At 54.8% G+C, this 23,885-nt stretch carries 29 protein-coding genes; 26 read left to right on the top strand and 3 right to left on the bottom strand.

The window, feature by feature from the left end:
* Positions 1-7 precede the first annotated feature (7 nt).
* The 5 genes from fliFL to lfiJ are packed head-to-tail and all read left to right on the top strand — an operon-like array spanning position 8 to position 5,220.
* Positions 8-1,750 carry a lateral flagellar M-ring protein FliFL gene (gene fliFL / locus BN1128_RS09190; RefSeq protein WP_082030395.1) on the top strand — a complete coding sequence of 581 codons (1,743 nt, stop codon included), beginning with the start codon at positions 8-10 and terminating at the stop codon, positions 1,748-1,750.
* A complete protein-coding gene (fliGL, locus tag BN1128_RS09195; protein WP_042867913.1) occupies positions 1,737-2,765 on the top strand; it encodes a lateral flagellar motor switch protein FliGL in 1,029 nt (342 codons plus the stop codon). The genes fliFL and fliGL overlap by 14 nt, the downstream gene beginning before the upstream one ends.
* A 12-nt stretch (positions 2,766-2,777) precedes the next feature.
* Positions 2,778-3,470: a lateral flagellar assembly protein FliH gene (gene lfiH / locus BN1128_RS09200; protein ID WP_042867918.1), complete on the top strand. Its 693-nt coding sequence runs from the start codon at positions 2,778-2,780 to the stop codon at positions 3,468-3,470.
* Complete coding sequence (gene lfiI / locus BN1128_RS09205; protein WP_042867921.1) at positions 3,463-4,794, top strand: lateral flagellar FliI-like assembly ATPase LfiI; 1,332 nt, start codon at positions 3,463-3,465, stop codon at positions 4,792-4,794. The genes lfiH and lfiI overlap by 8 nt, the downstream gene beginning before the upstream one ends.
* A gap of 9 nt (positions 4,795-4,803) precedes the next feature.
* The gene (gene lfiJ, locus BN1128_RS09210; RefSeq protein WP_042867922.1) at positions 4,804-5,220 is read left to right on the top strand and encodes a lateral flagellar protein LfiJ; all 417 of its coding nucleotides are present in this window, start codon (positions 4,804-4,806) and stop codon (positions 5,218-5,220) included.
* 3 nt (positions 5,221-5,223) lie between these two features.
* Here lfiJ and lfgN read toward each other — a convergent pair whose 3' ends face one another.
* The 3 genes from lfgN to lfgA form a co-directional block, all read right to left on the bottom strand.
* Positions 5,224-5,667, bottom strand: coding sequence for a lateral flagellar protein LfgN (lfgN, locus tag BN1128_RS09215; protein WP_042867923.1), 444 nt, complete (start codon positions 5,665-5,667; stop codon positions 5,224-5,226).
* On the bottom strand, positions 5,664-5,939 hold the full coding sequence (flgM, locus tag BN1128_RS09220; RefSeq protein WP_042867924.1) for a flagellar biosynthesis anti-sigma factor FlgM: 276 nt from the start codon (positions 5,937-5,939) through the stop codon (positions 5,664-5,666). Before flgM ends, lfgN begins: the two co-directional genes overlap by 4 nt.
* A 76-nt stretch (positions 5,940-6,015) precedes the next feature.
* Positions 6,016-6,801 carry a lateral flagellar basal body P-ring formation protein LfgA gene (gene lfgA, locus BN1128_RS09225; RefSeq protein ID WP_042867925.1) on the bottom strand — a complete coding sequence of 262 codons (786 nt, stop codon included), beginning with the start codon at positions 6,799-6,801 and terminating at the stop codon, positions 6,016-6,018.
* 57 nt (positions 6,802-6,858) lie between these two features.
* On the opposite strand from lfgA, the gene lfgB reads away from it, so the two are divergent.
* The 21 genes from lfgB to lafS all read left to right on the top strand — a co-directional run bounded on the left by lfgB (position 6,859) and on the right by lafS (position 23,884).
* Positions 6,859-7,248, top strand: a complete 390-nt coding sequence (gene lfgB, locus BN1128_RS09230) for a lateral flagellar basal body rod protein LfgB (RefSeq protein WP_042867927.1) — start codon at positions 6,859-6,861, stop codon at positions 7,246-7,248.
* Positions 7,249-7,250: 2 nt separating this feature from the next.
* Positions 7,251-7,676, top strand: a complete 426-nt coding sequence (gene flgCL / locus BN1128_RS09235) for a lateral flagellar basal body rod protein FlgCL (RefSeq protein WP_042867929.1) — start codon at positions 7,251-7,253, stop codon at positions 7,674-7,676.
* A gap of 3 nt (positions 7,677-7,679) precedes the next feature.
* Positions 7,680-8,375, top strand: a complete 696-nt coding sequence (locus BN1128_RS09240) for a flagellar hook assembly protein FlgD (RefSeq protein ID WP_042867931.1) — start codon at positions 7,680-7,682, stop codon at positions 8,373-8,375.
* Between the two features lie 18 nt (positions 8,376-8,393).
* The gene (gene flgEL / locus BN1128_RS09245) at positions 8,394-9,587 is read left to right on the top strand and encodes a lateral flagellar hook protein FlgEL (RefSeq protein WP_042867933.1); all 1,194 of its coding nucleotides are present in this window, start codon (positions 8,394-8,396) and stop codon (positions 9,585-9,587) included.
* A gap of 10 nt (positions 9,588-9,597) precedes the next feature.
* The gene (lfgF, locus tag BN1128_RS09250) at positions 9,598-10,332 is read left to right on the top strand and encodes a lateral flagellar basal-body rod protein LfgF (RefSeq protein ID WP_042867935.1); all 735 of its coding nucleotides are present in this window, start codon (positions 9,598-9,600) and stop codon (positions 10,330-10,332) included.
* A 77-nt stretch (positions 10,333-10,409) separates the two neighbouring features.
* Positions 10,410-11,195, top strand: a complete 786-nt coding sequence (gene lfgG, locus BN1128_RS09255) for a lateral flagellar basal-body rod protein LfgG (protein WP_042867936.1) — start codon at positions 10,410-10,412, stop codon at positions 11,193-11,195.
* Positions 11,195-11,866, top strand: coding sequence for a flagellar basal body L-ring protein FlgH (gene flgH / locus BN1128_RS09260; protein WP_042867938.1), 672 nt, complete (start codon positions 11,195-11,197; stop codon positions 11,864-11,866). The genes lfgG and flgH overlap by 1 nt, the downstream gene beginning before the upstream one ends.
* Positions 11,867-11,874: 8 nt before the next feature.
* On the top strand, positions 11,875-12,981 hold the full coding sequence (gene fgIL / locus BN1128_RS09265) for a lateral flagellar basal body P-ring FlgIL (protein WP_042867940.1): 1,107 nt from the start codon (positions 11,875-11,877) through the stop codon (positions 12,979-12,981).
* An 8-nt stretch (positions 12,982-12,989) separates the two neighbouring features.
* Entirely contained in the window at positions 12,990-13,388 is a 399-nt protein-coding gene (locus BN1128_RS09270) for a rod-binding protein (RefSeq protein ID WP_042867942.1), read from the top strand.
* On the top strand, positions 13,388-14,707 hold the full coding sequence (gene lfgK, locus BN1128_RS09275) for a lateral flagellar hook-associated protein LfgK (RefSeq protein WP_017411903.1): 1,320 nt from the start codon (positions 13,388-13,390) through the stop codon (positions 14,705-14,707). The genes BN1128_RS09270 and lfgK overlap by 1 nt, the downstream gene beginning before the upstream one ends.
* Positions 14,708-14,717: 10 nt before the next feature.
* Positions 14,718-15,617: a lateral flagellar hook-associated protein LfgL gene (gene lfgL / locus BN1128_RS09280; protein ID WP_005314249.1), complete on the top strand. Its 900-nt coding sequence runs from the start codon at positions 14,718-14,720 to the stop codon at positions 15,615-15,617.
* Positions 15,618-15,638: 21 nt separating this feature from the next.
* Entirely contained in the window at positions 15,639-16,640 is a 1,002-nt protein-coding gene (locus tag BN1128_RS26195) for a hypothetical protein (RefSeq protein WP_042867946.1), read from the top strand.
* A 50-nt stretch (positions 16,641-16,690) separates the two neighbouring features.
* Positions 16,691-17,977, top strand: a complete 1,287-nt coding sequence (locus BN1128_RS26200; protein WP_042867949.1) for a motility associated factor glycosyltransferase family protein — start codon at positions 16,691-16,693, stop codon at positions 17,975-17,977.
* Positions 17,974-18,249: a hypothetical protein gene (locus BN1128_RS09295; protein ID WP_042867951.1), complete on the top strand. Its 276-nt coding sequence runs from the start codon at positions 17,974-17,976 to the stop codon at positions 18,247-18,249. The genes BN1128_RS26200 and BN1128_RS09295 overlap by 4 nt, the downstream gene beginning before the upstream one ends.
* Before the next feature lie 186 nt (positions 18,250-18,435).
* The gene (gene lafA / locus BN1128_RS09300; protein ID WP_042867953.1) at positions 18,436-19,275 is read left to right on the top strand and encodes a lateral flagellin LafA; all 840 of its coding nucleotides are present in this window, start codon (positions 18,436-18,438) and stop codon (positions 19,273-19,275) included.
* Between the two features lie 120 nt (positions 19,276-19,395).
* On the top strand, positions 19,396-20,679 hold the full coding sequence (lafB, locus tag BN1128_RS09305; RefSeq protein WP_042867955.1) for a lateral flagellar capping protein LafB: 1,284 nt from the start codon (positions 19,396-19,398) through the stop codon (positions 20,677-20,679).
* Positions 20,680-20,733: 54 nt separating this feature from the next.
* The gene (lafC, locus tag BN1128_RS09310; RefSeq protein WP_042867958.1) at positions 20,734-21,126 is read left to right on the top strand and encodes a lateral flagellar export chaperone LafC; all 393 of its coding nucleotides are present in this window, start codon (positions 20,734-20,736) and stop codon (positions 21,124-21,126) included.
* A 122-nt stretch (positions 21,127-21,248) separates the two neighbouring features.
* On the top strand, positions 21,249-21,587 hold the full coding sequence (locus tag BN1128_RS09315; protein ID WP_042867960.1) for a hypothetical protein: 339 nt from the start codon (positions 21,249-21,251) through the stop codon (positions 21,585-21,587).
* The gene (gene lafE, locus BN1128_RS09320; protein ID WP_042867962.1) at positions 21,578-22,666 is read left to right on the top strand and encodes a lateral flagellar hook-length control protein LafE; all 1,089 of its coding nucleotides are present in this window, start codon (positions 21,578-21,580) and stop codon (positions 22,664-22,666) included. Before BN1128_RS09315 ends, lafE begins: the two co-directional genes overlap by 10 nt.
* 38 nt (positions 22,667-22,704) lie before the next feature.
* Entirely contained in the window at positions 22,705-23,163 is a 459-nt protein-coding gene (gene lafF / locus BN1128_RS09325) for a lateral flagellar basal body-associated protein LafF (RefSeq protein ID WP_042867963.1), read from the top strand.
* A gap of 7 nt (positions 23,164-23,170) precedes the next feature.
* Positions 23,171-23,884, top strand: a complete 714-nt coding sequence (gene lafS / locus BN1128_RS09330; RefSeq protein ID WP_042867965.1) for a lateral flagellar system RNA polymerase sigma factor LafS — start codon at positions 23,171-23,173, stop codon at positions 23,882-23,884.
* The last annotated feature ends 1 nt before the right edge of the window (position 23,885 follow it).

Below are 23,885 nucleotides of genomic sequence, written 5' to 3' on the forward strand. Positions count from 1 at the left end.
GACTGAACTGGTAACGTCCCCGCAAGGGGCTTCGGATTCCTTCAGAACACGAGTCCAGGAAGGGTTGCGCAACTGGCGTAGTCTTTCCCGCGACAACAAATCCATTCTTACAATCGCACTATTGGCGGCCATTGTGGCTGGCACGATCGTCGTGATCCTGTGGACCTCCAGCAAGAATTACGTGCCCCTGTATGGCAAGCAGGAGCTTTACGATACCGCCAACATCATGGAGATGCTGGAAAAGGAGCAAGTGCCATTCCGTTTGGAAAAGAGCACAGGTCAAATTCTGGTCCCCGAGAGTCAGCTTGCCCATGTTCGCATGGCGCTAGCGGCCAGAGGGGTCAGAGCGGCCATGCCTGCCGGTCTGGAAGGATTGGATAATGTCACAGGCCTTGGCACCAGCGAATTCATGGAGGGCGCCCGTTATCGACATGCATTGGAAGGTGAGCTGGCGAGAACCATCATATCGCTGGATGCGGTGCGCAGTGCACGTGTTCATCTGGCGATTCCCAAGCGAACCCTGTTTGTCGGTCGTGATGAAGAAAAACCCAGTGCCTCTGTGATGCTGGATTTGCAACCGGGTCAGACAATGGAGCCTGGACAGGTAGAGGCGATAGCCAATCTGGTGGCCGGCAGCATCTCCGGCATGAAACCGGGTGCTGTAACCATAGTGGATCAGGCGGGTCAGCTGCTCAGCGCCGAGCTGGGCGACAAGGCTGGTTTCGGCAAGCAGAGCGTGCAGCAGATGGAATATGTGCGCAAGCTTGAGCAGTACATCCGGCAGCGGGCCAGCGACATGCTCTATCCCATGCTGGGCACGGGCAATTTCAGGGTGCAGATCGCCGCCGATGTGAACTTCAATGCGGTGGAGGAGACCCAGCAGCAGCTGGATCCACAGGGCGTGGTTACCAAAGAGTCCAGCAAGTCGGATAAAACCATAGACGCGTTGGCGCTGGGGATCCCCGGAGCCTTGTCCAATCGCCCTCCCGAAACAACGCCCAAAAGTGAGCAGCCAGCTCCGAATCAGGGGACTACCAGCTCGGAAACCCAGAAGAACGACTCTCGTACCGAGCGCCAAGAGATCAACAAGCAGTACGAAAATAGCCGAACCATAGTGCATACCCGCTATCAGCAGGGCCGGCTGGAGAAGATGAATGTCTCCATTTTGTTAAATCAGCAAAGTGCCCCCAAAGATGGCTGGAGTGCAGAACAACTGGAGCAAATCCGCCAGATGGTGGAACGCTCGGTCGGATTTGATGATGCGCGGGGCGATCAGATCAGCCTGCAAGTCTTCGATTTTACCGGTGCGGTGCCAATTGTTCCGCCTGAATCCGGTTGGTGGGAAACGCCTTATTGGCAAGACTCATTGCGTTATCTGGTCGGAGGCCTACTTGGCTTGACGCTGGTGTTCTTCGGGATTCGTCCGTTGGTGAAGCATCTGGTACGTACCCAGCAGCTACCCGATGAGGAACCAGCCGAAGAGCTGGACGAGCAGCAAGAACCAACTGTGGGTCTATCCATGCGACGGGATGACGATGCCGCCCTGACGGCTCCGATGATGAATAATGGTCTGATCCGTGCGGATAATCAGATGGAACCTCAGTTCTCCTCCTTGAATCTGGAGGCATTGCCAGAGCCGGGTTCCGAACTGGAAGTACAGCTTCAGCATCTGCAGTTGCTGGTCGAGAAGGACACCGCTCGGGTAGCGGAAGTGGTCAGATCATGGGTGAGTGGCAATGAACAACGTTAATCTGAACCAAAATGCCGTCGATATCGACATCGATAATCTGGAAAAGGCAGCGATTTTGCTGTTAAGCATGGGCACAGAGGCGGCAGCCAAGGTCATGCAGAAACTCTCCCGTGACGAAGTGCAGCGACTCATCTCCAAGATGGCGGGTCTGTCTGGCGTCAGCTCGATGGAGGCAAAGTGGACTTTGCAGCAGTTCTTCAACCAGTACCGTGAGCAGAGCGGGATTGGCAGCGCTTCGCGGGAATATCTGGAACAGACGCTTGATCTCGCACTGGGGCAGCGGCTCTCCCGCAGTCTGCTCGACAGCCTGTATGGCGATGTCATGAGCCAGGATATCCAGCGTTTGCAATGGGTTCCTGCCGATGTGTTGGCCCGCTTCTTCCGTAACGAGCATCCGCAAATGCAGGCGGTTCTGCTGGCGTTCCTGCCGCCCCAGACGGCATCCGCCGTACTGGATGCTCTGCCTGGTTCCGTCCACGATGATCTGTTGGTACGGGTTGCCAGCCTCAATAGCGTCAGTGAACACGTGTTGGGAGAGCTGCGTCTGACATTGGACCGCTGCCTTGCCTACGTGGCTGATCAGTCCGGAGCCAAAGTCAATGGCGTACGACAGGTGGCCGACATCCTGAACCGTTATCAGGGCGACAAGGAGCAGATGCTCTCCCTGTTGCGGGAACACGATGGTGACATGGCGCTGGAAATCGAGAAGAACATGTTCGACTTCATGGCCTTGCGTCGTCAATCGGATGAAACCTTGCAACGTCTGGTACAGGAACTGCCAAGCGATCTGTTGGCATTGGCGCTGAAAAATACCGAAGCCAGCTTCCGTAAAGTGGTGCTGGGAGCCATGCCGAAACGGATGGCCCAGGCTCTGGATGCCCAAATTCAGGGGCAGGGCAGTGTCTCCTTGCGCAAGGTTGAGCAGGCAAGGGAAGATGTCATGCAACTGGTCCGCGAATTGGTGGAGCAGGGCGAGGTTGAATTCCAGTTGTTCGAAGAGCCCACCGTCAATTAACAGGAGGCGTTCATGAGTCACAATGTTCGCAAGTTGGCGACGGGCACCACTCGTCTTTACCGTTTTCCTTCGTTGGGGCAAAGCGGAGAAGAGGCGCAGAGTCAGCAGGAGCAGTTCGAATTCGGCTATCAGCAGGGTCTGGAGCAAGGCCATGATGAAGGGTATCAGACTGGCTATCAGCAAGGGTTGACCAGCGGTCTAGTTGACGGGGAGGCCAAGGGACTGCAGCAGGGCCAAACTCGTGGTTTTTCACTGGGCCTGGCAGAAGGGCGTGCCTCGTTCGATCAGGCGCTGGTTCCCTTCGCCAAGCTGCAGGCGCAATGGGAGTCCTTGACCCGTTCTCGCATGCAGGAACAAAAAGAACTGGTTGCCCAGCTGGTGACGCAGGTTGCGAAACGAGTGATCCAGGCTGAATTTACCCTCAATCCACAGCAGGTACTCAATCAGGTGGAGCAGGCCTTGGCGAGTCTGCCAGCTGCATCAGAAGAGCTGGTGATTTATCTCAGTGAGGGAGATCGCCAGCGTTTGGCTGAGCAAGGCGTTACCCGGTGTGAGGGTTGGCCATTGCAGGTGGATAGCACCCTGAGTGTGGGTGATGCCCGTATAGAAACGCGGGCTGCGGTGATCGAAGTCAATACAGGAGAGCGCCTCGCCTCTTGTATCGAGCAGCTAAATAGTACTCTGGAATTGCCACGGGATGCATGAAGCGCTGCAACAGGCGCTTACTTCAGCGCTGGACAGTTTTGAGGATGTCCCCGGTTTTCGCCGTTATGGCCGGCTGGTTCGAGTCACAGGGTTGACGCTGGAGGTGGTTGGCTGTCAGCTGGTGATGGGCCAGCGTTGCCGGGTTGATACGGCGACAGGGGCACCGCTGCTGGCCGAAGTGGTCGGGTTCAATCGGGATATTTCCTACTTGATGCCGCTGCAACCCATGAGTGGCCTCTATGCCGGTGCACGTGTGCTTCCCATTGATGGTGAAGAGACAATACAGGTCGGTGAGCATCTATTGGGACGTGTGGTCGATGGTCTGTTGCAACCCCTGGATGGTCGTCCGTTGCGCGATGACGGTGAGCGTGTTGCTCTGTTCGCCATCCCCCCGAATCCCCTGCTGCGTACGCCAGTGCGCGAGCCGCTCGATGTGGGCATTCGCGCCATCAATGGTCTGTTGACGGTCGGCAAGGGGCAGCGCCTGGGCCTGTTTGCGGGTTCCGGGGTCGGCAAGAGTATGCTGCTGGGCATGATGACCCGCAATACGACCGCGCAGATAGTGGTGGTGGGACTGATTGGTGAACGGGGGCGAGAGGTGCGCGAATTTATCGAGCACAGCCTGGGCCCGGAAGGATTGGCGCGTGCGGTCGTCGTGGCGGCCCCTGCGGATCAATCTCCGCTGATGCGTCTGCGCGCGGCACAATTGTGTCATCGTATCGCCGAGTATTTCCGTGAGCAGGGGCGGGATGTGCTGCTGCTCATGGATTCCTTGACCCGTTATGCCCAAGCTCAGCGCGAGATCGCGCTGGCAATAGGGGAACCGCCCGCGACCCGGGGCTACCCACCTTCGGTGTTCAGCATGCTGACCCAGCTGGTTGAACGGGCCGGTAATGGCACACACCCAGAAGGTTCTCTGAGTGCTTTCTATACAGTCTTGGCGGAAGGGGACGACCAGCAGGATCCTGTGGTGGATGCGTCCCGCGCCATTCTGGATGGTCATATTGTTCTGACTCGCCGATTGGCGGAGGAGGGACATTACCCCGCGATCGACATAGGTGCCTCCGTAAGCCGAGTCATGCCACAGGTTGTTCCCGCCGAATGGCAGACGTTGGCAGTGACGCTGCGGCAGTTGTGGGGGCGTTATCAACAGGTGCGCGAGTTGTTGCCATTGGGTGGTTATCAGCCGGGAGCCGATCCGCAGATGGATGAGGCGGTACAGCGCTACCCTGCCATCGCGGCCTTCCTGCAACAGGGTATCCATGAGGAGACGCCTTTTGCTCAGGTGATGACAGGGCTGAAGCAAGTGCTTGGGAAGTCTTAAGGATCCACCATGTTGAAATCCTATCTTGGTCTGCAGCAGGATGCGTTGGAGGTGATGGGCAAGGAGCGCCAGCGTTTGCGAGAAGAGGCCATTCGAGAAGAGCATAGGGCGCTGAGGTTGCAGGATGTGATCAGCTCTCCGAGCCCCGGTTCTGCGACATTTCATCCCCTGCTGTGGCAGAACAAGCAGCAGATGGAGGGACAACTGCGCCATCTGCTGGTTCATCAGGTACAACAGTCTGCCTTGGCCAAATTGGATTTGGAGCGCCACGAAGGCCAGGTGCTCAAGCAATTTGGTCGGGTCAAAGGATTGGAGTTGCTGCTGGATAAGCGTGACCTGACCCTGCGTCAGCAACAGGAGTCACGGGATCAGCGACAGCTGGATGAGTTATCCAGTCTGCGTCATCGCGCGTTGAGAGAGGGATAAGGGTTAGTCCGGGAAGCGTTCCAGTTGGCCATAGGGCTGTTCTTGTCCCAATAGCGTATTGATTGTTTCGATCTGCCCTGCCAGTAGACGGCCATTGAGTTCGTTTTGGCGCAAGCATTGCTGTAACAATTGTTCAAGCTGTTGCCATTGGCTGGCAACGTTTTTTTGCAAACTGGCTGGCAGTTTTGCTATCAGTGTCGCCATCCCTTTTTCGTCCGGTTTCAATCCCAACGCGAGCAGATGTTGACAGCGTTGTTGTGCCTGCTGCTGAACCACTACCATCAGTTGGGTCTGCTGCTGATTGTGTTCAGCCAGCCCGTCAACATCGTGAGCGGCCAGCAGGCTGTGTTGGCGCAGTAGAAGCTGTTGCAGCTCAGCGTAGCGACCACAATCTTGCTGGATACCGATGATCAGTTGCTTGACCCGCAGCTTGGGATCCAGGCTCATCGACGATGCATATCCAGAATGGCTTGGCTCAGCGCATCCATATCGAGTTCGAGCTTGCCGTCGCTGATGGCTTGGCGGATCTGGTTCACCTTCTCCATATCCACATCCGATGTAGTTGCCAATTGCGATCTTGCCTGGTTTACAAACTGCGCCGTGGTGCTTATTTGGGCATCAGCCTGGCTGGCGCGTGCTTGTGGCTGTGCAGTCGCAGACTCCGGCTTGCGCTGCAGCTGGGTTTGAACATAGAGCGGGTCGGTGCGTGTGATTTTCATAACGTCAATTCCTGATGGTCTATTTCTGACAAGCGACCCAAGGCCAGCCTAACTTAAATCAAACCAGCCCTTTGGGTTAAAAACGGGTTTCGACTTCGCCTTTCTCTATCACCCAGGCCTGAATCTCTTTGCCTGAGCTGATGTTTCTTACTTTAATGCCATCGCCAATGGCGCCGTTTGTCAATGCCTTGCCGCGGGTGGTTGCGGAAAAACCGTCGAGGCCGGCTCTGATCAGTACTCCTTCCCCTTCCCGAATGGCCCAGGCCTTCTGCAAATCCAGTTCGCCAATCAACTGACCCATCCTGAGATTCCGATTGCTCTTGCTCCCCACAAGGGATTCGGAGCTTGGAACAAATCCGCGTTGCAATCTACTGATATCAAGAGATTTCTCGACGAGATCTCCGGCACGAATGGTTTGGCCTTTCTGGATCTCTTGTGCCGTCACCCACACTGGCAACATGAGCGTCACTTCGACACGAGCCCTTAGTTGCCATGCAGGCTCCGTGCATTCAGCCAGATAGGGACGTCGCCCCCAGGGTTGCCGATATTGACCTCCTGCTTGCAGACGAATGGCTTGTTGGCAGGGTGGCAAATGGGTCACTGCGGGAGAGAGCCAGACCTGGTAGTCGACTTCAGATGCTGACCAGCCTTGTTGCTGCAAATAGCTATTCAACGCCTCGCGGGCATCCTCTTTCAGCTGGGTCTCCAAATACCACGACAAGTCGGTTGGTGCGGCTTGCAGCGGGTATGACAGCATCAGCAGGCCAATGAGCTTCCATACGGGAAACAACACTTCCCCTTTTATCAGTGTTATCAGCCACTGTTGATGCCGTAACCAGCGGGAATAAAGGATATTCATCATTGGCATGAGTCTTGATAAAGAATGCACCGGTCTGACAGATTCATAGAAGGATGAAGCATGAGTATCTCATTTGACAGCGCTCTTGGTGTACACCCTTATGCCCTGGATGTGCGGGCGGATCGGGCGCGTATTCTGGCAGGGAACCTGGCCAATGTGGATACCCCTGGCTATCTGGCCCGAGATGTCGATTATAAGACGATTCTGGGGCGTGTCGCGCAGCAAGTTGCGACGGGAGATGCGAGTGCAGCCATCAGTCAGGGCGTCATGGCCAATGATATGCAACATCCTTTGTATCGTATTCCCTATCAGGTCTCCATGGATGGCAATACTGCCGAGCTCAGCGTTGAACAAAGCAAGTTTGCCAATAATGCTACCGACTTTCAGACCAGTCTCACCTTCCTGAATATGAAAATCACCGGGATCGCCAAAGCGATCGAGGGCCGTTAATCATGTCGTTTAATCGAATCTATGACATCGCAGGCAGTGCCATGCGCGCGCAAACCGTACGCTTGGATACGGTGGCCTCCAATCTGGCAAACGTGGACAGTGCCGCAGGCAGTGAAGAGGCTGCTTTTCGTGCCATCAAGCCGGTGTTCTCCACGCTGTATCAACGGGTACAGGATGCTGATTCGCTGGGGGCGGCTCAGGTGCAGATCGCAGGAATCGTACAGTCTGATCGCCAGGTAGATAAACGCCTCGAGCCGACCAACCCCTTGGCCGATCAGGATGGCTTCGTCTACTACTCCAACGTCAACGCAGTTGAAGAGATGGCCGACATGATGAGCGCCTCGCGCGGTTTTGAAACCTCGGTCGAAGTGATCAATCGCATCAATAGTATGCAGCAAGGTCTGCTGCGCCTGGGCCAGGGAGTGTAAGCCATGAGCCTGCCTCAGGTGAGTAGCCTGGATACTGCGCGCAGCACCAGTCAGCGTACAGCAACACCAGATATAGCCCCCAACAGTGCGGCTGCAGGCCAGAACCCTCAGGGTGGCATGCAATTACGTAACGAATTCTTGCAGATGATGGTTGCCCAGATCCAGAACCAGGACCCGACTAATCCACTGGATGGTGCCCAGTATGTCACCCAGCTGGCTCAGTTCAGCATGGTGGAAGGGGTTGAGAGCCTCAAAGTCCTGCAGCAAAAGTCGATCAACATGATGGACACCCAGCAGGTATTGCAGAGTACGGCTCTGATCGACAAGGAAGTAATGGTTCCCAGCAAGACGCTGACCCAGAGCGCTGAAAAGACGATTCGTGGGCAAATTGAGCTGGCCGGCGCTGCGGATCAGGTCGAGCTTAAGGTATATGACGAACATGGCACCCTGGTTGCGACCAAAAATTGGGGTGATAGCAAGGCTGGGGGACTTGATTATGAATTGCCTCCCTTGCCTGCCGGTGAATATAGCTTCGAGGTAAAAGCCTCGCTCGATGGTGTGGTGACCACATCCAAGAATTTTGTGGCCAGCAAGGTGGAGCGTGTCACCTTGCCAGGCACAGGCGAGATCATGTTACAGGTGGCTGGAGTGGGTGATGTGCCTCTCTTCAGTGCCATCCAGTTTGGTAAATCGGCGTAATCAGATAGGAGCGAAACTGTGTCTTTCAGTATCGGATTGAGCGGCCTGCGCGCCGTGAACCAGGAATTGAGTGTTATCAGCAACAACGTGGCTAATGCCAGTACGGCTGGTTTCAAATCGAGCCGCGCCGAATTCGCCGCTATCTATGGTGGCGGACAGGCAGGTGGTGTCGAGATGAACAACGTCTCCCAGAACTTTGACCGTAATGGCGATGTAATGCGTACCGGTAAGGGACTGGATCTCGCCATCTCCGGCAGTGGTTTTTTTGTGTTGAAAGACAGCAATGGCCAGACTTCTTATACCCGTGCGGGTATGTTTCAACGGGATGCCAGCAACTATCTGACCACAGCCAATGGTACTCGCCTGCAAGGCTATACCACCAACGATGCGGGTGAGCTGCAATCCGGTGTGATTGGCGATATTCAGGTCAAGGCGGGCAGCTTGCCAGCCAAGGCATCTGACAAGCTGGAATTCGTAGCCAACCTCAAGGCGGATGCCAGTGTGATCGATCAGACTGCCCATCCGTTCGATCCTGCCAAATCTGACAGTTTTAGCTATTCACAATCCAGCAAGGTTTATGACTCGCTGGGGGTTGAACACACAGTGACCCAGTATTTTGTCAAAACGGCGGACAATACTTGGCAGGTCAACTACGCCTTCAATGGCACCAAGACGGGTTCGCCGGTAACCATGGAGTTCAATACCAACGGTACGCTGAAATCCCCGACCACTTCCCCTGTGCTGAATTTGACGCCCCCAGGCGCAGAGAAAATTGCTCTCAGTGTTGATGTCGCACGTGTCAGTCAGTATGCCTCCGACTTCAACGCAACCCGCAACCAGTCCAATGGCTATGCCGCCGGCGATCTGACCGGGGTCAAAGTAGATGCCGATGGTGGTGTGTATGCCACTTTCACCAATGGTCAGAGTTTGCTACAGGGGCAAGTGGTGATGGCCAATTTCACCAACCCGAATGGCCTGATGCAAACCAACAACACCACCTGGCAACAATCCTTCAGCTCAGGTCAGCCGGTGTTGGGCGCGCCAGGAACCGGGACCATGGGCTCCCTCACCGCGGGGGCTTATGAAAGCTCCAACGTGGACTTGACGGGAGAGCTGGTCAGCCTGATGACTTCCCAGCGTAACTATCAAGCCAACGCCAAAACCATCAGCTCAGCTGACAAGATGACTCAGGTTCTCTTCAACTCCTTCTAAGGCTTGATGCGTGGAAAAGCTTATCTATACCGCCATGTCGGGGGCGCAACATACCCTGATGGCCCAGCAAATTCGGGCGAATAACTTGGCCAACGTCAATACCGCCGGTTTTCGGGCTGATTTTGAGCGGGTTTCCGCCTATGCACTGACCGGTGATGGCTACCCAAGCCGGGTCATGGCGCGCGAAGAGATGGCCGGCACGGATTTTAAGGCGGGTGCCCTGATGCAAACGGGTCGCAAATTGGATGTGGCGGTGCGTGGTGAAGGTTTTATCACGGTGCAAACTGCCGATGGCAAAGAGGCCTATACCCGGGCAGGTAACCTGGAAGTGGATGCTGAAGGGCTATTGACTCTCAATGGCCGCCCTGTGCTGGGAGATGGTGGGGAAATGGTACTGCCTGCTTATCGCGACTTGAGCTTCGGTAAGGATGGTTCCCTCAGCATCACGCCACCGGGTGGTGGTGCCCGCTTGGATGTGGGTCGCCTAAAGCTGGTCAACCCGGATCCGGTCGAACTGGTAAAAGGTCCAGATGGCCTCTTCCGCCTGCGTCAGGGAGGCGATGCCGAGACCAGCGAGCAGGTGGTACTGGCCTCAGGTTTTCTTGAGGGTGCCAATGTGAATGCGGTCGACGAGCTGATCAGCAGCATGTCATTGACCCGCAATTTCGAGCTTCAGGTCAAGTTGATGAAAACCGCAGATGATCAGGCCCGGCAAGGAGCCAGACTTATTTCCGGTCAGGGCTAGCAGTTAGCTTGCTAGAGCCACAAGACCCTTGATGGATGCGCGATAGCGCCCCGAATGAATTAAGTGGAGAAGCAAAGATGCATGCAGCACTTTGGGTGAGTAAAACGGGTCTGTCGGCACAAGATGCCAAGATGGCCAGCATTTCCAACAACCTGGCCAACGTGAATACGGTTGGTTTCAAGCGCGATCGCGTGGCCTTTGAAGACTTGTTCTATCAGGTACAGCGCCAGCCTGGCGCGCAGCAGGATCAGCAAAACCTGTCACCCATCGGCATTCAGATGGGTAATGGTGTGCGTGTGGTTGGAACACAGAAAGTGTTTACCCCGGGCCAGTTTCAGAATACCAACCAGGAATTGGATATGGCGGTTGTCGGTGCCGGTTTCTTTAGTGTCGAACGCCCTGATGGGGAAACGGCCTATACCCGTAACGGTCAGTGGCATCGCAATGCTGAAGGTTTGCTGGTGAATTCGGATGGGCTGCCCATGTTGCCGCAGATCCAGATCCCCGATAATGCGACCAAGGTTTCTATCGGTACAGATGGGACCGTAAGCGCAACGCTGCCAGGCCAGCAAGAAAATGTGGAGCTGGGGCGTATTACCTTGACCAATTTCACGAACCCCGCTGGGTTGGAAGCGCTTGGGGGCAACCTCTACCGTGCGACGGGTGCCTCCGGTGAAGCTATCGAAGGGGTACCGGGTGAGGAGGCGATGGGCGCCATCAAGCAGTTCACGCTGGAAAGTTCCAACGTCAACGTGGTGGAGGAGATGGTCGACATGATCACCACTCAGCGTGCCTATGAGATGAATGCCAAGGTGGTATCCGCCGCAGATCAGATGCTCAAGTTCGTCACTCAGGCGCTGTGATGATGAAGGCGATGTGGCGTTATCTTTGGGTGGTATTGCTGCTGGGTGGCTGTGCCACTTATGAACTCAAGGCCCCTGAGCCAGGTGACGAAAAGTGGGCTCCTTCCCGCCCCAAGTTATCTGTCTCGGCTCGGGGAGAAGACGGTAGCCTCTATCGCGGTGACTACATGATGACTCTGTTTCAGGATCGTCGTGCCTATCGTATCGGCGATATTCTGACCGTGGTACTTGAAGAACGTACCCAGTCGAGCAAGAAAGCCAACACCAGCATGAGCAAGAACAGCAGCATGAACGTGCCAGCACCCTCTATCGGTGGAAAAGTGCGTTCCGACTGGGGCGCTAGCCTGAGTGCAGATCGTGACTTTGATGGTGGCGCTACCTCCAGCCAGCAAAATACGCTAGCCGGTTCCATTACGGTAACGGTTGCCGAAGTGATGCCAAACGGGGTGCTGGGGATCCGGGGGGAGAAGTGGATCCGGCTCAATCAAGGAGACGAATATATCCGTCTGGGTGGCATGGTGAGAGTGGAAGATATCGATCAGAGCAACCGTATTTCCTCTCAGCGCATTGCCGATGCCCGCATTACCTATGCGGGGCGTGGTGCCCTTGCCGACACTAACCAGATGGGGTGGCTGGGGCGTTTCTTCAGTTCCGCATTCGCACCATTTTGAGGATCTACATGAACAAATGGTTTATCACCTTGATCTGCCTGAGTCTGCCCTGGTGGGCTAATGCCGCGCCCCCTGCCAAGCGGGCCTTGCTGGATATTGCCGATGTGCAGGGAATGCGAACCAACCAGTTGGTGGGCTATGGCCTGGTCGTCGGCCTGTCGGGTACGGGAGATCGCAGCCAGGTCAAATTTACCGGCCAATCCATGGCCAACATGCTCAAGCAGTTTGGCGTACAGTTGCCCGATGATCTCGACCCCAAGCTCAAGAATGTCGCTGCTGTATCGGTACAGGCGACGCTGCCGGCCTTGGCAGGCAAGGGGCAGTTGGTGGATGTCACTGTGACCTCAATCGGGGATGCCAAGAGCCTGCGTGGTGGCTCACTACTGTTGACGCCATTACGTGGTATTGATGGGGACGTGTACGCCGTTGCCCAAGGAAATTTGGTGGTCGCCGGGGTCAAGGCTGAAGGGCAATCCGGTTCTTCTGTGACCATCAATGTGCCGACGGCAGGCATCATTCCCAATGGCGCCATCATTGAGCGCGAGGCCGTCAGTAACTTTGCGGATAAACCCGAGGTGACGCTCAACCTGCACCAGCCCAATTTTAAAACGGCCCGCAATGTTGAGCGAGAAATCAACCGCCAGCTGGGTCCAGTTGCCAGAGCTGTGAGTGCAGGGCGGATCCAGGTCACAGCTCCCAAGGATGAGAGTCAGCGGATCTCTTTCATGGCGTTGCTGCAAGACATTCAAGTTGATATGGGCAAGGAGCGGCCCAGAGTTGTGTTCAACAGCCGGACTGGGACCGTGGTGATGGGGCAAGGGGTCAAGGTACACAAGGCTGCGGTTAGCCATGGCAGTCTGACCGTGACCATAGGCGAGAGCCAGAATGTCAGTCAACCCAATGCCTTCTCCAATGGACAAACGACGACGACACCCAATTCAAAGGTCCAGGTGGATCGCGAACGAAACAACATGTTTGTCTGGCCGGATGGCACTTCGCTGGAGGTGATCGTCAAGGCAGTCAATTCACTCGGGGCAACTCCCGATGATGTCATGGCCATTTTACAAGCTCTCGATGAGGCCGGTGCCCTCGAGGGAGAACTGGTAGTCATCTAAGGATCGCTATGACCAGAATAACGTCAGAGCCTGGTTTTTATCAGGATCTCAATGAATTGCAGCAGATAAAGAGCAATCCAGATCAACGTGCGGCGCTGGATGCCGCTGCGGGCCAATTTGAAGTGAGCTTTTTACAGACTGTGCTCAAGCATATGCGTTCAGCCTCCGACGCCATGCAGGATGAAGACGACAAGATTATTAAAGGAGAAGATCTATATCGCGACATGTATGACAGTCAACTGGCGATGAGTCTGGTCAAGCGTGGCGGTATGGGGCTGAAAGAGCAGATGGTCAGCCAATTGGCGCCGACATTAAAGAATGCCGAGCCTGTGGTCGCTTTAGAATCACAGACCCTGGCTGCCTTCAGTCAGCCTCTGAATTCGGCAAAAATGAGGAAAGTTGACTGATGTCGATGCTCAATATCGGTTTTAGCGGACTTAACGCGGCCCAGATCGCGTTAAATGTCACCGCCCAGAATATCGCCAACGTCAATACCATAGGCTATAGCCGCCAGGAAGCCATGATGGGCAGTCTGTCCGGCTTTGGTCGATTGGACAACGGCATGGGGGTAGAGGTAACCGGTGTTCGCAGGATCACGGATGACTACTTGGTTTCACAGCATTGGCGCAGTCGCTCTTCCACTGGCGCCTCTTATTCATTTCATCAGTACATCAATACCACCGAGCAGTTGTTGGGTAGCGAGTCGATGAATATTGCCAAGGGACTGGACAGTTTCTTTGCCTCCTTGAGTGCCGCACTCGACAGCCCGGAGACGCCAGCGCAGCGCAGCCAGATCGTCAGCTCTGCCGGTGCCTTGGCCAACCGTTTTGGCCAGTTGAACGAGAGCATGTTGACGCAAGAGAAGCAGATCGACGATCAACTGAACAGCACTGTCTCTCAGGTCAACAGCTACCTGAAACAAGTGGCCGAGCTGAATACCCAGATTAGCGAGCAGGCTTCCAAGGGGGTCAACACCTCGGTACTGGAAGACAGTCGCGAGCAGATCGTGCGTGAGTTGTCGACCTTCATGGAAGTTAGGGTCAACCGACAAAGTGATGGTTCATTCTCGTTAAGTTTGCCTCAGGGACAACCACTGGTATTGGCTGGTAGTAGCAGTACTCTCTCTTTGGCTGGTGATTCGCTCAGCCTCAGCTTTGGACCTCAGTCCTTTGATGTACCCAAGCTGCATGGTGGCAGTCTGGCCGGGGTGATCGAATACAGGACGACAGTCTTGCGCCCGCTCCGTGACGAGCTTAATCAGATAGCAAAGAAACTGGCAGATGATTTTAATGCCAAGCAGAGCGGAGGGGTCGATCTGCATGGTAACCCGGGGAAATCTCTTTTCACGTACGATCCACTCAATCCGTCTGGAACCCTGAAGATTGCAGATGGTTTCACTGGCGATGATCTGGCTTTTGCCAAGGCGGGCGGTGGTAGTGGTGACAACCGCAACTTGCAAGAGCTGCTGACCATCAAAGATAGCCAATATGATGCCTACAGTGCCTTGCTTGGCCGGATGGCGGTACAAAGTGGCCAAGCCAAGGCCACCATGGAGGCGGATGCCAATATGGAGAAACAGCTGGCCACCAAACTGAGTAGTGTCAGTGGGGTCAACACTGATGAGGAAGGGGTCAAGATCATGGCTTATACCAAGGCCTATCAGGCCAATGCCAAAGTGATCAGTACTTCCGATCAGCTCTTCAATTCCATCCTGAACATGTTCTGACGGAGTGACCATGCGCATTAGCACCAACCAGATCCAACTCAGCATGCTCGACAATCTGCAACATGGTTTCGGTGAATATGCTCGGCTTGATCGCCAGATATCGGCTAACAAACGTATCCTGCAACCCTCGGATGATCCCGTGGGGAGCGTACGCCTGCTTGGGTTGAAGAAAGAGCAGGTTGCCATGGAGCAATATCAGAAAAATATTGCCAACGCCAAGAGCCAGCTCTCTCAGGGGGAGCAGCAGCTGGAAACCATGACCAACATGCTGATGCGGTTGCGTGAGCTGACCCAAACCGCGGCCACTGGTTCACTCTCCGAAGATGATCGCCGAGCGGTAGCCAGTGAAACAGCTGTTCTCAAGGATGGTTTGCTGGATCTGGCCAATGCCCGCAACGAGAGTGGTTCGAGCCTTTTTGCCGGCAGTCAGGTGAACCAGATTGCGATCGTTAAAACGCCCTCTGGTGATTATCAGTATCAGGGTGATGCGTTGACCCGAGAAGTCAGCATCGCCAAAGGTGTTACCGTGGGGCTCAATCAGACGGCAGACCAGCTTTTCATCCAGAACGGAGACTTCTTCAAGCAGCTGGACGCCATGGTGGAAGCCATGGAAAGCGGTGCTCCCGATGCAGCGGATCAAGCTCGGAACATGCTGGATAGAAGCAAGACATTACAGGACGATATCAGCCAGATGGTGAGTTCTATTGGTGCTCGTATTAATTTGCTTGATCAAGTGGATGAAGGGCATGCCGAGAAGGGCGTCTATAGCAAGGAAGTGAGTAATCAGATAGAGTCCCTCGATTATGCCAGTGCCGTCACCCAGCAGGCTCATGTGCTGATGGCTTTGCAAGTGCAACAACAGGCATTTGCCAAGGTCAACGGCTTGAGCTTGTTCAACTACATGCCATAAATTCAGGTTCAGGGAGCCATGATGCAGATCCAACAAACCCGTTTGGGCGGAGTGGCCGAAACCCCTGCCCAGCCCCGACTGCGCGGGCGCGTGACTGCTCAAACTACGTCCCAGTCAGCCAGCAAAACGGAACGTCACCCCAATATTGTCCGGCTGGATCGCTGGGCTCTGATCGGCACGGCTCAGCAGCGAATTGCCCATGCCCAGGGAGGGGAGCAAGCCTTGAGTCAGGTGTGGGGGGAGCTTAAACGTCTGGAGCAGCAACTTGGCCAAAATCGTGCTGCGAGTGGGGATCTGGTATCGCGCCTGAAATTGTTAGAAGACAAGTTGACCCAACCTAAGGCCCCATTGACCTCAGAGCTGAGGCCGCGTCTGCTGGCTTCTGCTACAGATAGCCGCGTTCATTACAGTTCAGAGCGACTCGATTTGCTTACCCCCAAGGCGAGTGCCGAGCGTCTTGTTTTCTCTTTTCCACAAACCAGTAGTGCAGCTGAAGTTATATTGCCTGCCGGAGCCAATGAGGCTGAAGTGGTTTCAAGGCTGGATCGAGCTCTGCGCAAAGAAAATATCCAGGTACGGTTAAACGAACTCGGCAAGATTGAGTTGAGTGTGCCTGATCAATACAGACGTAAACTGGACGAACCCGTGTTGCTGAGTGGAGAAGGCATCCGGATTCCGGCTGGTAATCCTGTACCGGTTCAATTCAAGCTCAAACCAGGGCAACTGACTCAACTGGGTGAGGGTATCGACAAGGGTGAACTCAAGCAGGAGCAACAGCGCCTGAAGCGGCTGCTTGGCGAGATTGAACAGTCCGTGCGTGAGCTCAAACAGTTTCGCCAGAAAATGGTCAAACAGCTCGATCGAGTGAAGGCGCGTAGCCAGAACCTGAAACAGGAAGAGCTTGAGCAGTTGCAAGGCAAGCTCAGCCTACAGCTCAAGGAGGGTGGCTTCATGGGAACCATGGCCGGCTTGTTGGCTCAGGCAAATGTTTCCCGCCAGAATGTGGTGGCGTTGCTGACCTGAACACATTCTTCTCTTTTCCCGTTCCTCTTCTGCAAGTGACATAACACATCATGATCGACTATTTCCCCCAGCACGCAGAGCTCATCGCCCGCCGTTGGCCTGCTGTCTTGGCATGTCTGCAAGAACAGGATGTCAACAGCGTACCCGCCGAATTGGTTGAAGGGCTTAGCTCTACCCTTGCCATCAACGGTATTCAGCTGACTAGCCGTCATGACCGGATGCGGGAAGCTGAGCGGATTGCTGCCATGGCTTCAACGAAGGTGGCAGAGCTGACTCTGTATGGCACAGGGTTGGGTGACGTGCCGCGGGTGCTGCTGCAGCGAAAACGCCTGCGCCGACTAAATGTCAAGATCATGAACTCTGCCATCTTTGCTCTGGTCTTGCACTTGACGGAGCAGCTGGACTGGCTGTCCGACCCCAGGGTCAACCTGTTGCTTGCGGAGGAAAATGAGCTGGTCATGACTCCATTTCTGTTTTTGAGTGCAGAACTGGAACTGGCTGACGAACGCAGTGCCAAGATCCGGGACCGGGTCTTGATCCAGAGCAGGCGCGAAGTCCTGAATGGGGAGTTCGAAGATGAGTGGGTCTTCAAGCGGTTTGATGAAAACCTGGCCTTGCTCCGGCAAGATCAGGATGTTGCAGCTCTGTTTGGGACGATGAAAGGTAGAGAAGCTTATGTGCTGGCAACAGGACCAACATTGGCAGGCCATTTTGAACGCCTGAAACAGGTTCGCGAGCAGGCTGAACGCCCCCTGTTTATCTGTGTTGACACGGCCTTGCGACCACTGCTGGAGCATGGGATCAGACCTGATATCGTCGTTACCGTGGATCGCAATATCCACTGTGGCATCCTGCATCCTGACTGGTCCCATGATATCAAGCTGGTCTACATACCTATGGTTGACAATGGGGTCTTGGCCAGTTGGCTGGGACCACGTTATGGTGCTTATGAGGCACTCGATACCTATGTCCGACTAAGCAGCAAACTGCGGCGGGCCAGCCTCTTTACCGGTGGCAGTGTGATACATCCGGCAACGGATCTGGCCGTTAGGATGGGGGCTGGGCAAGTGACACTCTTTGGTGTCGACCTCTCCTATCCAGGTGACAAAAGCCACACCGGCTGGGATGACGGCGTGTTGGGTGGACATGCCCGTTACGGTCGACGGACCGTTCCAAACGGTAACGGCCAACCGGTCAGAACGTTGCTGAGCTTCTGTATCTATCTGAACTATATGGAGCTCTATATCAAGATCCATCCAGAAGTCGTGTTCAAAAACAGCAGTCGTGAAGGTGCTCGCATTCTGGGTACCCGCTATCACGAGGAGTTTGCCGGATGATTGATGTCGCCAGTTTCAAAACGGGGGCCAAGACGCTGGCCACTATGCTGCGAGAAGGAAGGGACGAGAGTGCTTGTTTTGAATGTGGCCGCTTGCTGCAATTATTGACGCCGCTGATGAGTCATTTTCCCTGCGAGCTGCAAGTCCGTTTGGTCACATTGGCCAAGCAGTTGCTCCAATGCCAAGAACGGCACGATTGGGTGGGGCTCTGTGATTACCTAGAATATGAGTTGCCTCACTTGCTGGATGAGATCGAGCTGGCGCTTGCCTGAGACTATCTATCATTTTTTGCGGGGGCCAATGGCCCCACAGCTGTTTTGACATCCCCATTCCCGCCTTTTTGAGCCGATCACTTAATAAATTGTCGTCTCCGGCTCAATTTTCTCCATGCCCTGGTCGTCCTTCTATTTTGTCTACCTAACAAGCTGCAGTGCAGCGTCTAAATCGAGGAAATAACCATGGGCTTGTCCATTCATACCAACTTTGCTTCCATGACCACCCAGAACCAGCTGAACTCTACCAACAAGATGCTGGGCACCGCCATGCAGCGTCTGGGTACCGGTCTGCGCATCAACTCCGCTGCCGACGATGCTGCCGGTCTGCAAATCGCCACTCGTCTGCAGGCTCAGTCCAATGGTCAGAAAGTGGGTATGCGCAACGCTCAGGATGCCATCTCTATGATCCAGACCGCTGAAGGCGCCATGGACGAGATGACCAACATCACCCAGCGCATGAAAGATCTGGCTACCCAGGCGGCCAACGGTACCAACAGCACCAAGGATCTTGATGCTATGGACGCCGAGTTCAAGGAACTGGGTAAAGAGCTGGGTAACATCCGTGACAACACCACTTTCGGCGGCACTTCTCTGCTGAAAACCGGTGGCAAATTCCAAGCTACCGGTGGTGTGACTTTCCAAATTGGTGCCAGCGTTGATGAGAAACTTGTTTTCGATGCATCCACCAAAGTAACCAGCGTCAACACCGCTATCAGTACTGCCTCTACTGCCGCCCTGACCACTGGTGCAGCTGCCCAGATTACTGCCATGGACAGTATGCTGGAGAAGATCGGTGAAGCTCGTTCTGCCTTCGGTGCCAACATCAACCGTCTGGAGCACACCGTCAACAACCTTTCCAACATGAAAGAGAACACTGACATGGCGAATGGTCGCATCATGGATGCCGATTTCGCTCAGGAAAGCACCAATATGACCAAGAACCAGATGTTGATGCAGGCTGGCATGTCCGTTCTGTCCAACTCCAACCAGATGACCGGTATGGTAACTGGTCTGCTGCGTTAATGGATTGCATGGCCGCTCCCGTGGGGCGGCCTTTGTCTGATAAGGGTTTGTCGGTTGGAAAGAGTCGAAACGGTTTTTCCCAACAGGCATGCCAGTTGAGTGAATTGAAGAGGGATTAAGATGCAAATAGATCCGGCCACCACGGCAATGCAACTGGTAGCTATCGAACGCAAGAACATGGATGCACTGCTGAAGAAGCAGATGGATGGCATCAAAGGTCAGCAGAGTGCGCTCAGCACGCTCAATACAAAGCTGTCGACTTTCCAGACCATGCTCAAAGATCTCAACAAGGCATCCAATTTACAGGCGCAGAAGGCGACTATGTCCCAGGACGGGGTCATGACGGTGACGAGTAATGGCAAGGCCAGCTCGGGGCAGTACAACTTCTTTGTGGAGCAGCTTGCCCAGTCCCATCAGATCGGTCTCAGCCTGGCTAGTGAAACGGCCCCCCTGCCTGCGGATGGTGTCTTCTCGCTCACCGTCAAGGGGAAGACCATCGACATCGATTTGGCCACCCTGCCGGCAGGCTCAACCGTCAAGGATCTGGTCTCCCACATCAACGATGCCAAGGACAATCCCGGCGTCAAGGCGACACTGGTCCGAACCGACGGCAAGGTCAACATGGTGCTGACCAGCAAGGATAGTGGGTTGGAGAATGCCATCACGGTCAATTACCGCGGGGATGCGAGCAATTCACTGGGAGCCGCGATAAGCGGCAAGACAGACATTACCAAAGCTCAGGATGCCAAGTTGCGGATGGGGGGGGACAATCCGTTGACCATCATCTCTGCCAGCAACAAGATCGAAAACGTGGTGGATGGTCTGACGCTGCAGCTGACCAAGGCTCAGAAGAGCGGTGATGCCCCCTTGCTGGTCAACATAGAGCAGGACAAGGAGGCAGTGACCGGCTCGCTCAAGAAGTTTGTCGAAAGTTATAACGAGTTGGTCGATGAGCTGGCCAAGATGACCTCCAGCGATCCCAAGGCGCCTGGTGCGCTTTCTTCCGACAGCGGGGTACGTAGCCTCAAGAGCGTACTTTCTAACAGTGTGCGTGACCTGCCCAATGGTCTGAGTCTCAGCAGTCTTGGGATCAAGACCGACAAGGCAGGCAAGCTCTCTTTCAGTGAAACGGATTTCAACAAGGCGCTGGAGAAGGACCCTGAGTTACTTGGTAAGGCGCTGATGGGGGATGATGGTCTGCTCAAACGGATGAGTGACTCACTGGATCCTTATACCAAACGCGATGGTGCTTTGAAGGGGCGCAAGAGCGGATTGGAGGCCAGTGAAAAGCGTGTAAATGAGCGAATGGAAGCACTGGATCGTCGTATGGATTCCGCGTATAAGCGCTATCTCAACCAGTTCACCACCATGAACCAGATGCTGCAGACGATGGGCTCACTCTAAGCCAGAGTCAGTCCCACCATCCGCTGCGTCTTATTCCGAACAAGCGAGTTGTACATGTTTGAACACCAAGATGGCTACGATGCCTATCAGTTTGCTGCTACTCAGGCCAAGGCAGCCAGTGCCGATCCACATCAGCTGGTGCTGATGCTGATGGATGGTCTGCTTGATGAGATGGCCAGGGCGGAAGGCCATATTCTTGCCAAGCAATTTGAGCGTAAAGGGCAGACTATCAACAAATGCCTGCAAATCCTGGGGGGACTTGATAGTGCTCTGGACATGGAGAAGGGCGGGGAGCTTGCAGCCAACCTGCATCGTCTTTACGACTACTGTGGGCAGCGTTTGTTTGAGATCAGCGTGTCCAACGATGTCGCCGGGTTTGCCGAGGTTCGTCGTATTCTGCTGGAATTAAAGGAAGGTTGGGAAGCGATGGCACAGCATCCTCGCTAATGCGGAAGCTATCCTTCCCCTGTTTCAACTCGATACCGCAGCCATTATCTGAAATTCCTCAGCTCCATATCTGGCCTGCTCCTTGCTAGTCGGTAAGGTCATCTTAATTAGGGGCCATTATCATGTCGATGACAGAGTCTAAGCCGCTCAGCACAGAACTCGAGACTCGCCAGCGTCAGTTGTTGGGGTTGGGTCGTCTGATCTTGCAACAGGCGCGTGCTGGCCAATGGGACGCTGTGCGTCTGACCGATAGCCGGTTGGCCCAATTCATTCAACACATGCTCAAGCAACCGGATTTGTGGTCATCATTGGAGCCAGCCCGTGCACAGGTGCGCAACTGGCAACAGGAGGCCTTGCTGTTATGTCAGCAAGAAACGGCACAACGTGAGCAGGAATGGCACGATCTGTCTCGGAAGCGGGAGGGGTTGCAGGCTTATGGTGAGGTACAAGAATGGGCATGATCCAGCTTGCCGGTGTCGACAGTTTAGCTAGCCTCGAATCGACCGGGTTCAACCGCCTTGCCCGTCAGCCTGACGAGCAAGGCGAAATGTACCAACCTCTGGACCTTCCGTTTACAGAAGAACTCATTACTCTGCCGGCAGAGGTTGTTGACGACGCGGATGCGGATACTGATGTGGTCGATGCCGCGCGAGAAGATGCGACTGAACAATTGGAGTCCTTCACCAACATGCCACCCGTCTTCATCCTGAAGGATGAAGTCATGAGGTTATCATCTGCACGACTTGCTCAGCCTGATGCGGAGATGAGCAGCGGGAAGGAAGGAGGAACCGTGCACGATCGTGCTCCCTCCATATCGGTGGCATTGCGTTCGTTGTCGGCATATGGGCGGTCGGAGACGGCACTACCCCATGGTGTTGAACAGACCACGTTGGGCCAGGATAAACCTGTGCTCTCCATAACTGATTTCTCCCGAATGATGGTGGGACAGCAAGCTGCCCAGACCGGCGACTTGCCATTGCGCAGCAAGCTGATAGCAAGTTTGCAACCCTTGCTGGGCGGTGAGGTGCCAGTTGAGCAGGAGCCTGGTGTACCCGAGCTCAAGGGGGTGATGGGGAACCTGTTGTCATCGCCTCTTTCCAGGCCAGCTGAGTATCAATGGGCCCCCGCCAAGTTGGCCGATAACCCGGCGCAGTGGGGGCAGCAACTGGTAGATGTGTTGAAGGACAAGGTTGAAATCCAGGTCAATCAACAGATCAAGCAAGCACATATCCGTCTTGACCCACCTGAGCTGGGGCGGCTTGAACTGACAGTTCGGGTCGATGGTGACCGTCTCAACGTTCAGCTCAATATAAGCAATCCTGCTGTGCGAGATGCATTGATCCAGTCAATGGAGCGACTGCGAATGAGCTTGGCTCCCCATCATGCTGGTGGTGTCGAGGTCAATGTTGGTCAGGGAAGCGAGCAGGGGCAGCAGGAAAAATGGCAGCAACCGCAAATCATGGCCGGCAGGCGGCAGTGGCAAGAGGAGCTCGAGCCAACTGACGGCACTATGCAGGATTGGCTGAATACCCTGGTCTGATTTTTATTATCCGGCAATAGCGAGAGTGATTTCATATTATGCGGCGTGTCATGAAGTGGTTGATGGTGGTCGTGATGGCCCTGTGTCTATTAGCCGTGCTGGCCTATGGCGTTTATCTGAAGCGTGATGTGGTCGCCGTGTGGCTGGGGCTGGCCGAACCCAAGCCAGAGTTGAGTGCGACTCCATTGTTCAAGCCGATGGAGCGCTTTGTAATCAGTCTGGAAGGAGGCGCCGAGTCTCATTATCTCGTGCTGGAATTGGCTCTGGTTACTCACAATCCGGCACAATTGAATACCCTCAATGAGCTGACCCCGCTCATCCGCAATGCGATGGTGCAGTATTTCAGTCATCGTACGCACGATGATGTGAAAAAAGAGCTGCAGAACATCACGGCATTGCAAGGCTCTCTGCTCGGTAAACTGGTGATGACACTGCAGGGCTATGGGTACAAGACCTACTTGGATGAAGTGTTGATCACCAAGGTATTGGTGCAATAACACCGACATGATGAATACCGACTGGGATACGCCGCCTGAGTTTGCCACTTCACCCCCTCGCACGGGTGAGCAGGCAATATTGACTCGTTATCTGCCGTTAGTGAAACGGGCTGCCAGCCACCTTCGCAGTCAGGTCTCTGCCTGCTTCGATCAGGAGGATATGGAACAGGTTGGCATGATGGGGCTGCTGGAGGCCTGGCGTCGTTACGATAGTGAACCGGACCCTCAGTTTGAAAGCTACGCCTTCAAACGTATCCGTGGTGCCATGCTTGATGAGCTTCGGCGTCTAGATTGGCGACCTCGTCAACTACGCCAGCAGGTGCACAGCCACAATCAAGCCCAGCGAGAGCTGTATAACCGTTTGGGACGATCTCCTACGGAGCAGGAACTGGCTGTGTCTCTGAATTGTACCGTGGAAGAAGTACGCCAATTGGCATATGCCAGTCAGGCTGAAGCGTTACAGAGCCTGGAAGAGTGGCTGGAGAATGGAGGCAAGGCGCCGGCCACTGAGTCTGATGATGTCGATATGGCCATGACCATCAGCAAGGTGCTCACCTCATTGGACAAGCGAGAGCAACTGCTGCTCTCACTCTATTACCAGCAAGAGTTGAATATGAAAGAGATCGCGCTGGTGTTGGGCCTGACCGAATCACGAGTCTGCCAATTGCACAAACAGTGCGTCCTTCAGCTCAAGCAGCGTTTGGTCGACTCCATATATTAAT

This window comes from Aeromonas piscicola, from assembly GCF_000820005.1.
Lineage (GTDB): Bacteria > Pseudomonadota > Gammaproteobacteria > Enterobacterales > Aeromonadaceae > Aeromonas > Aeromonas piscicola.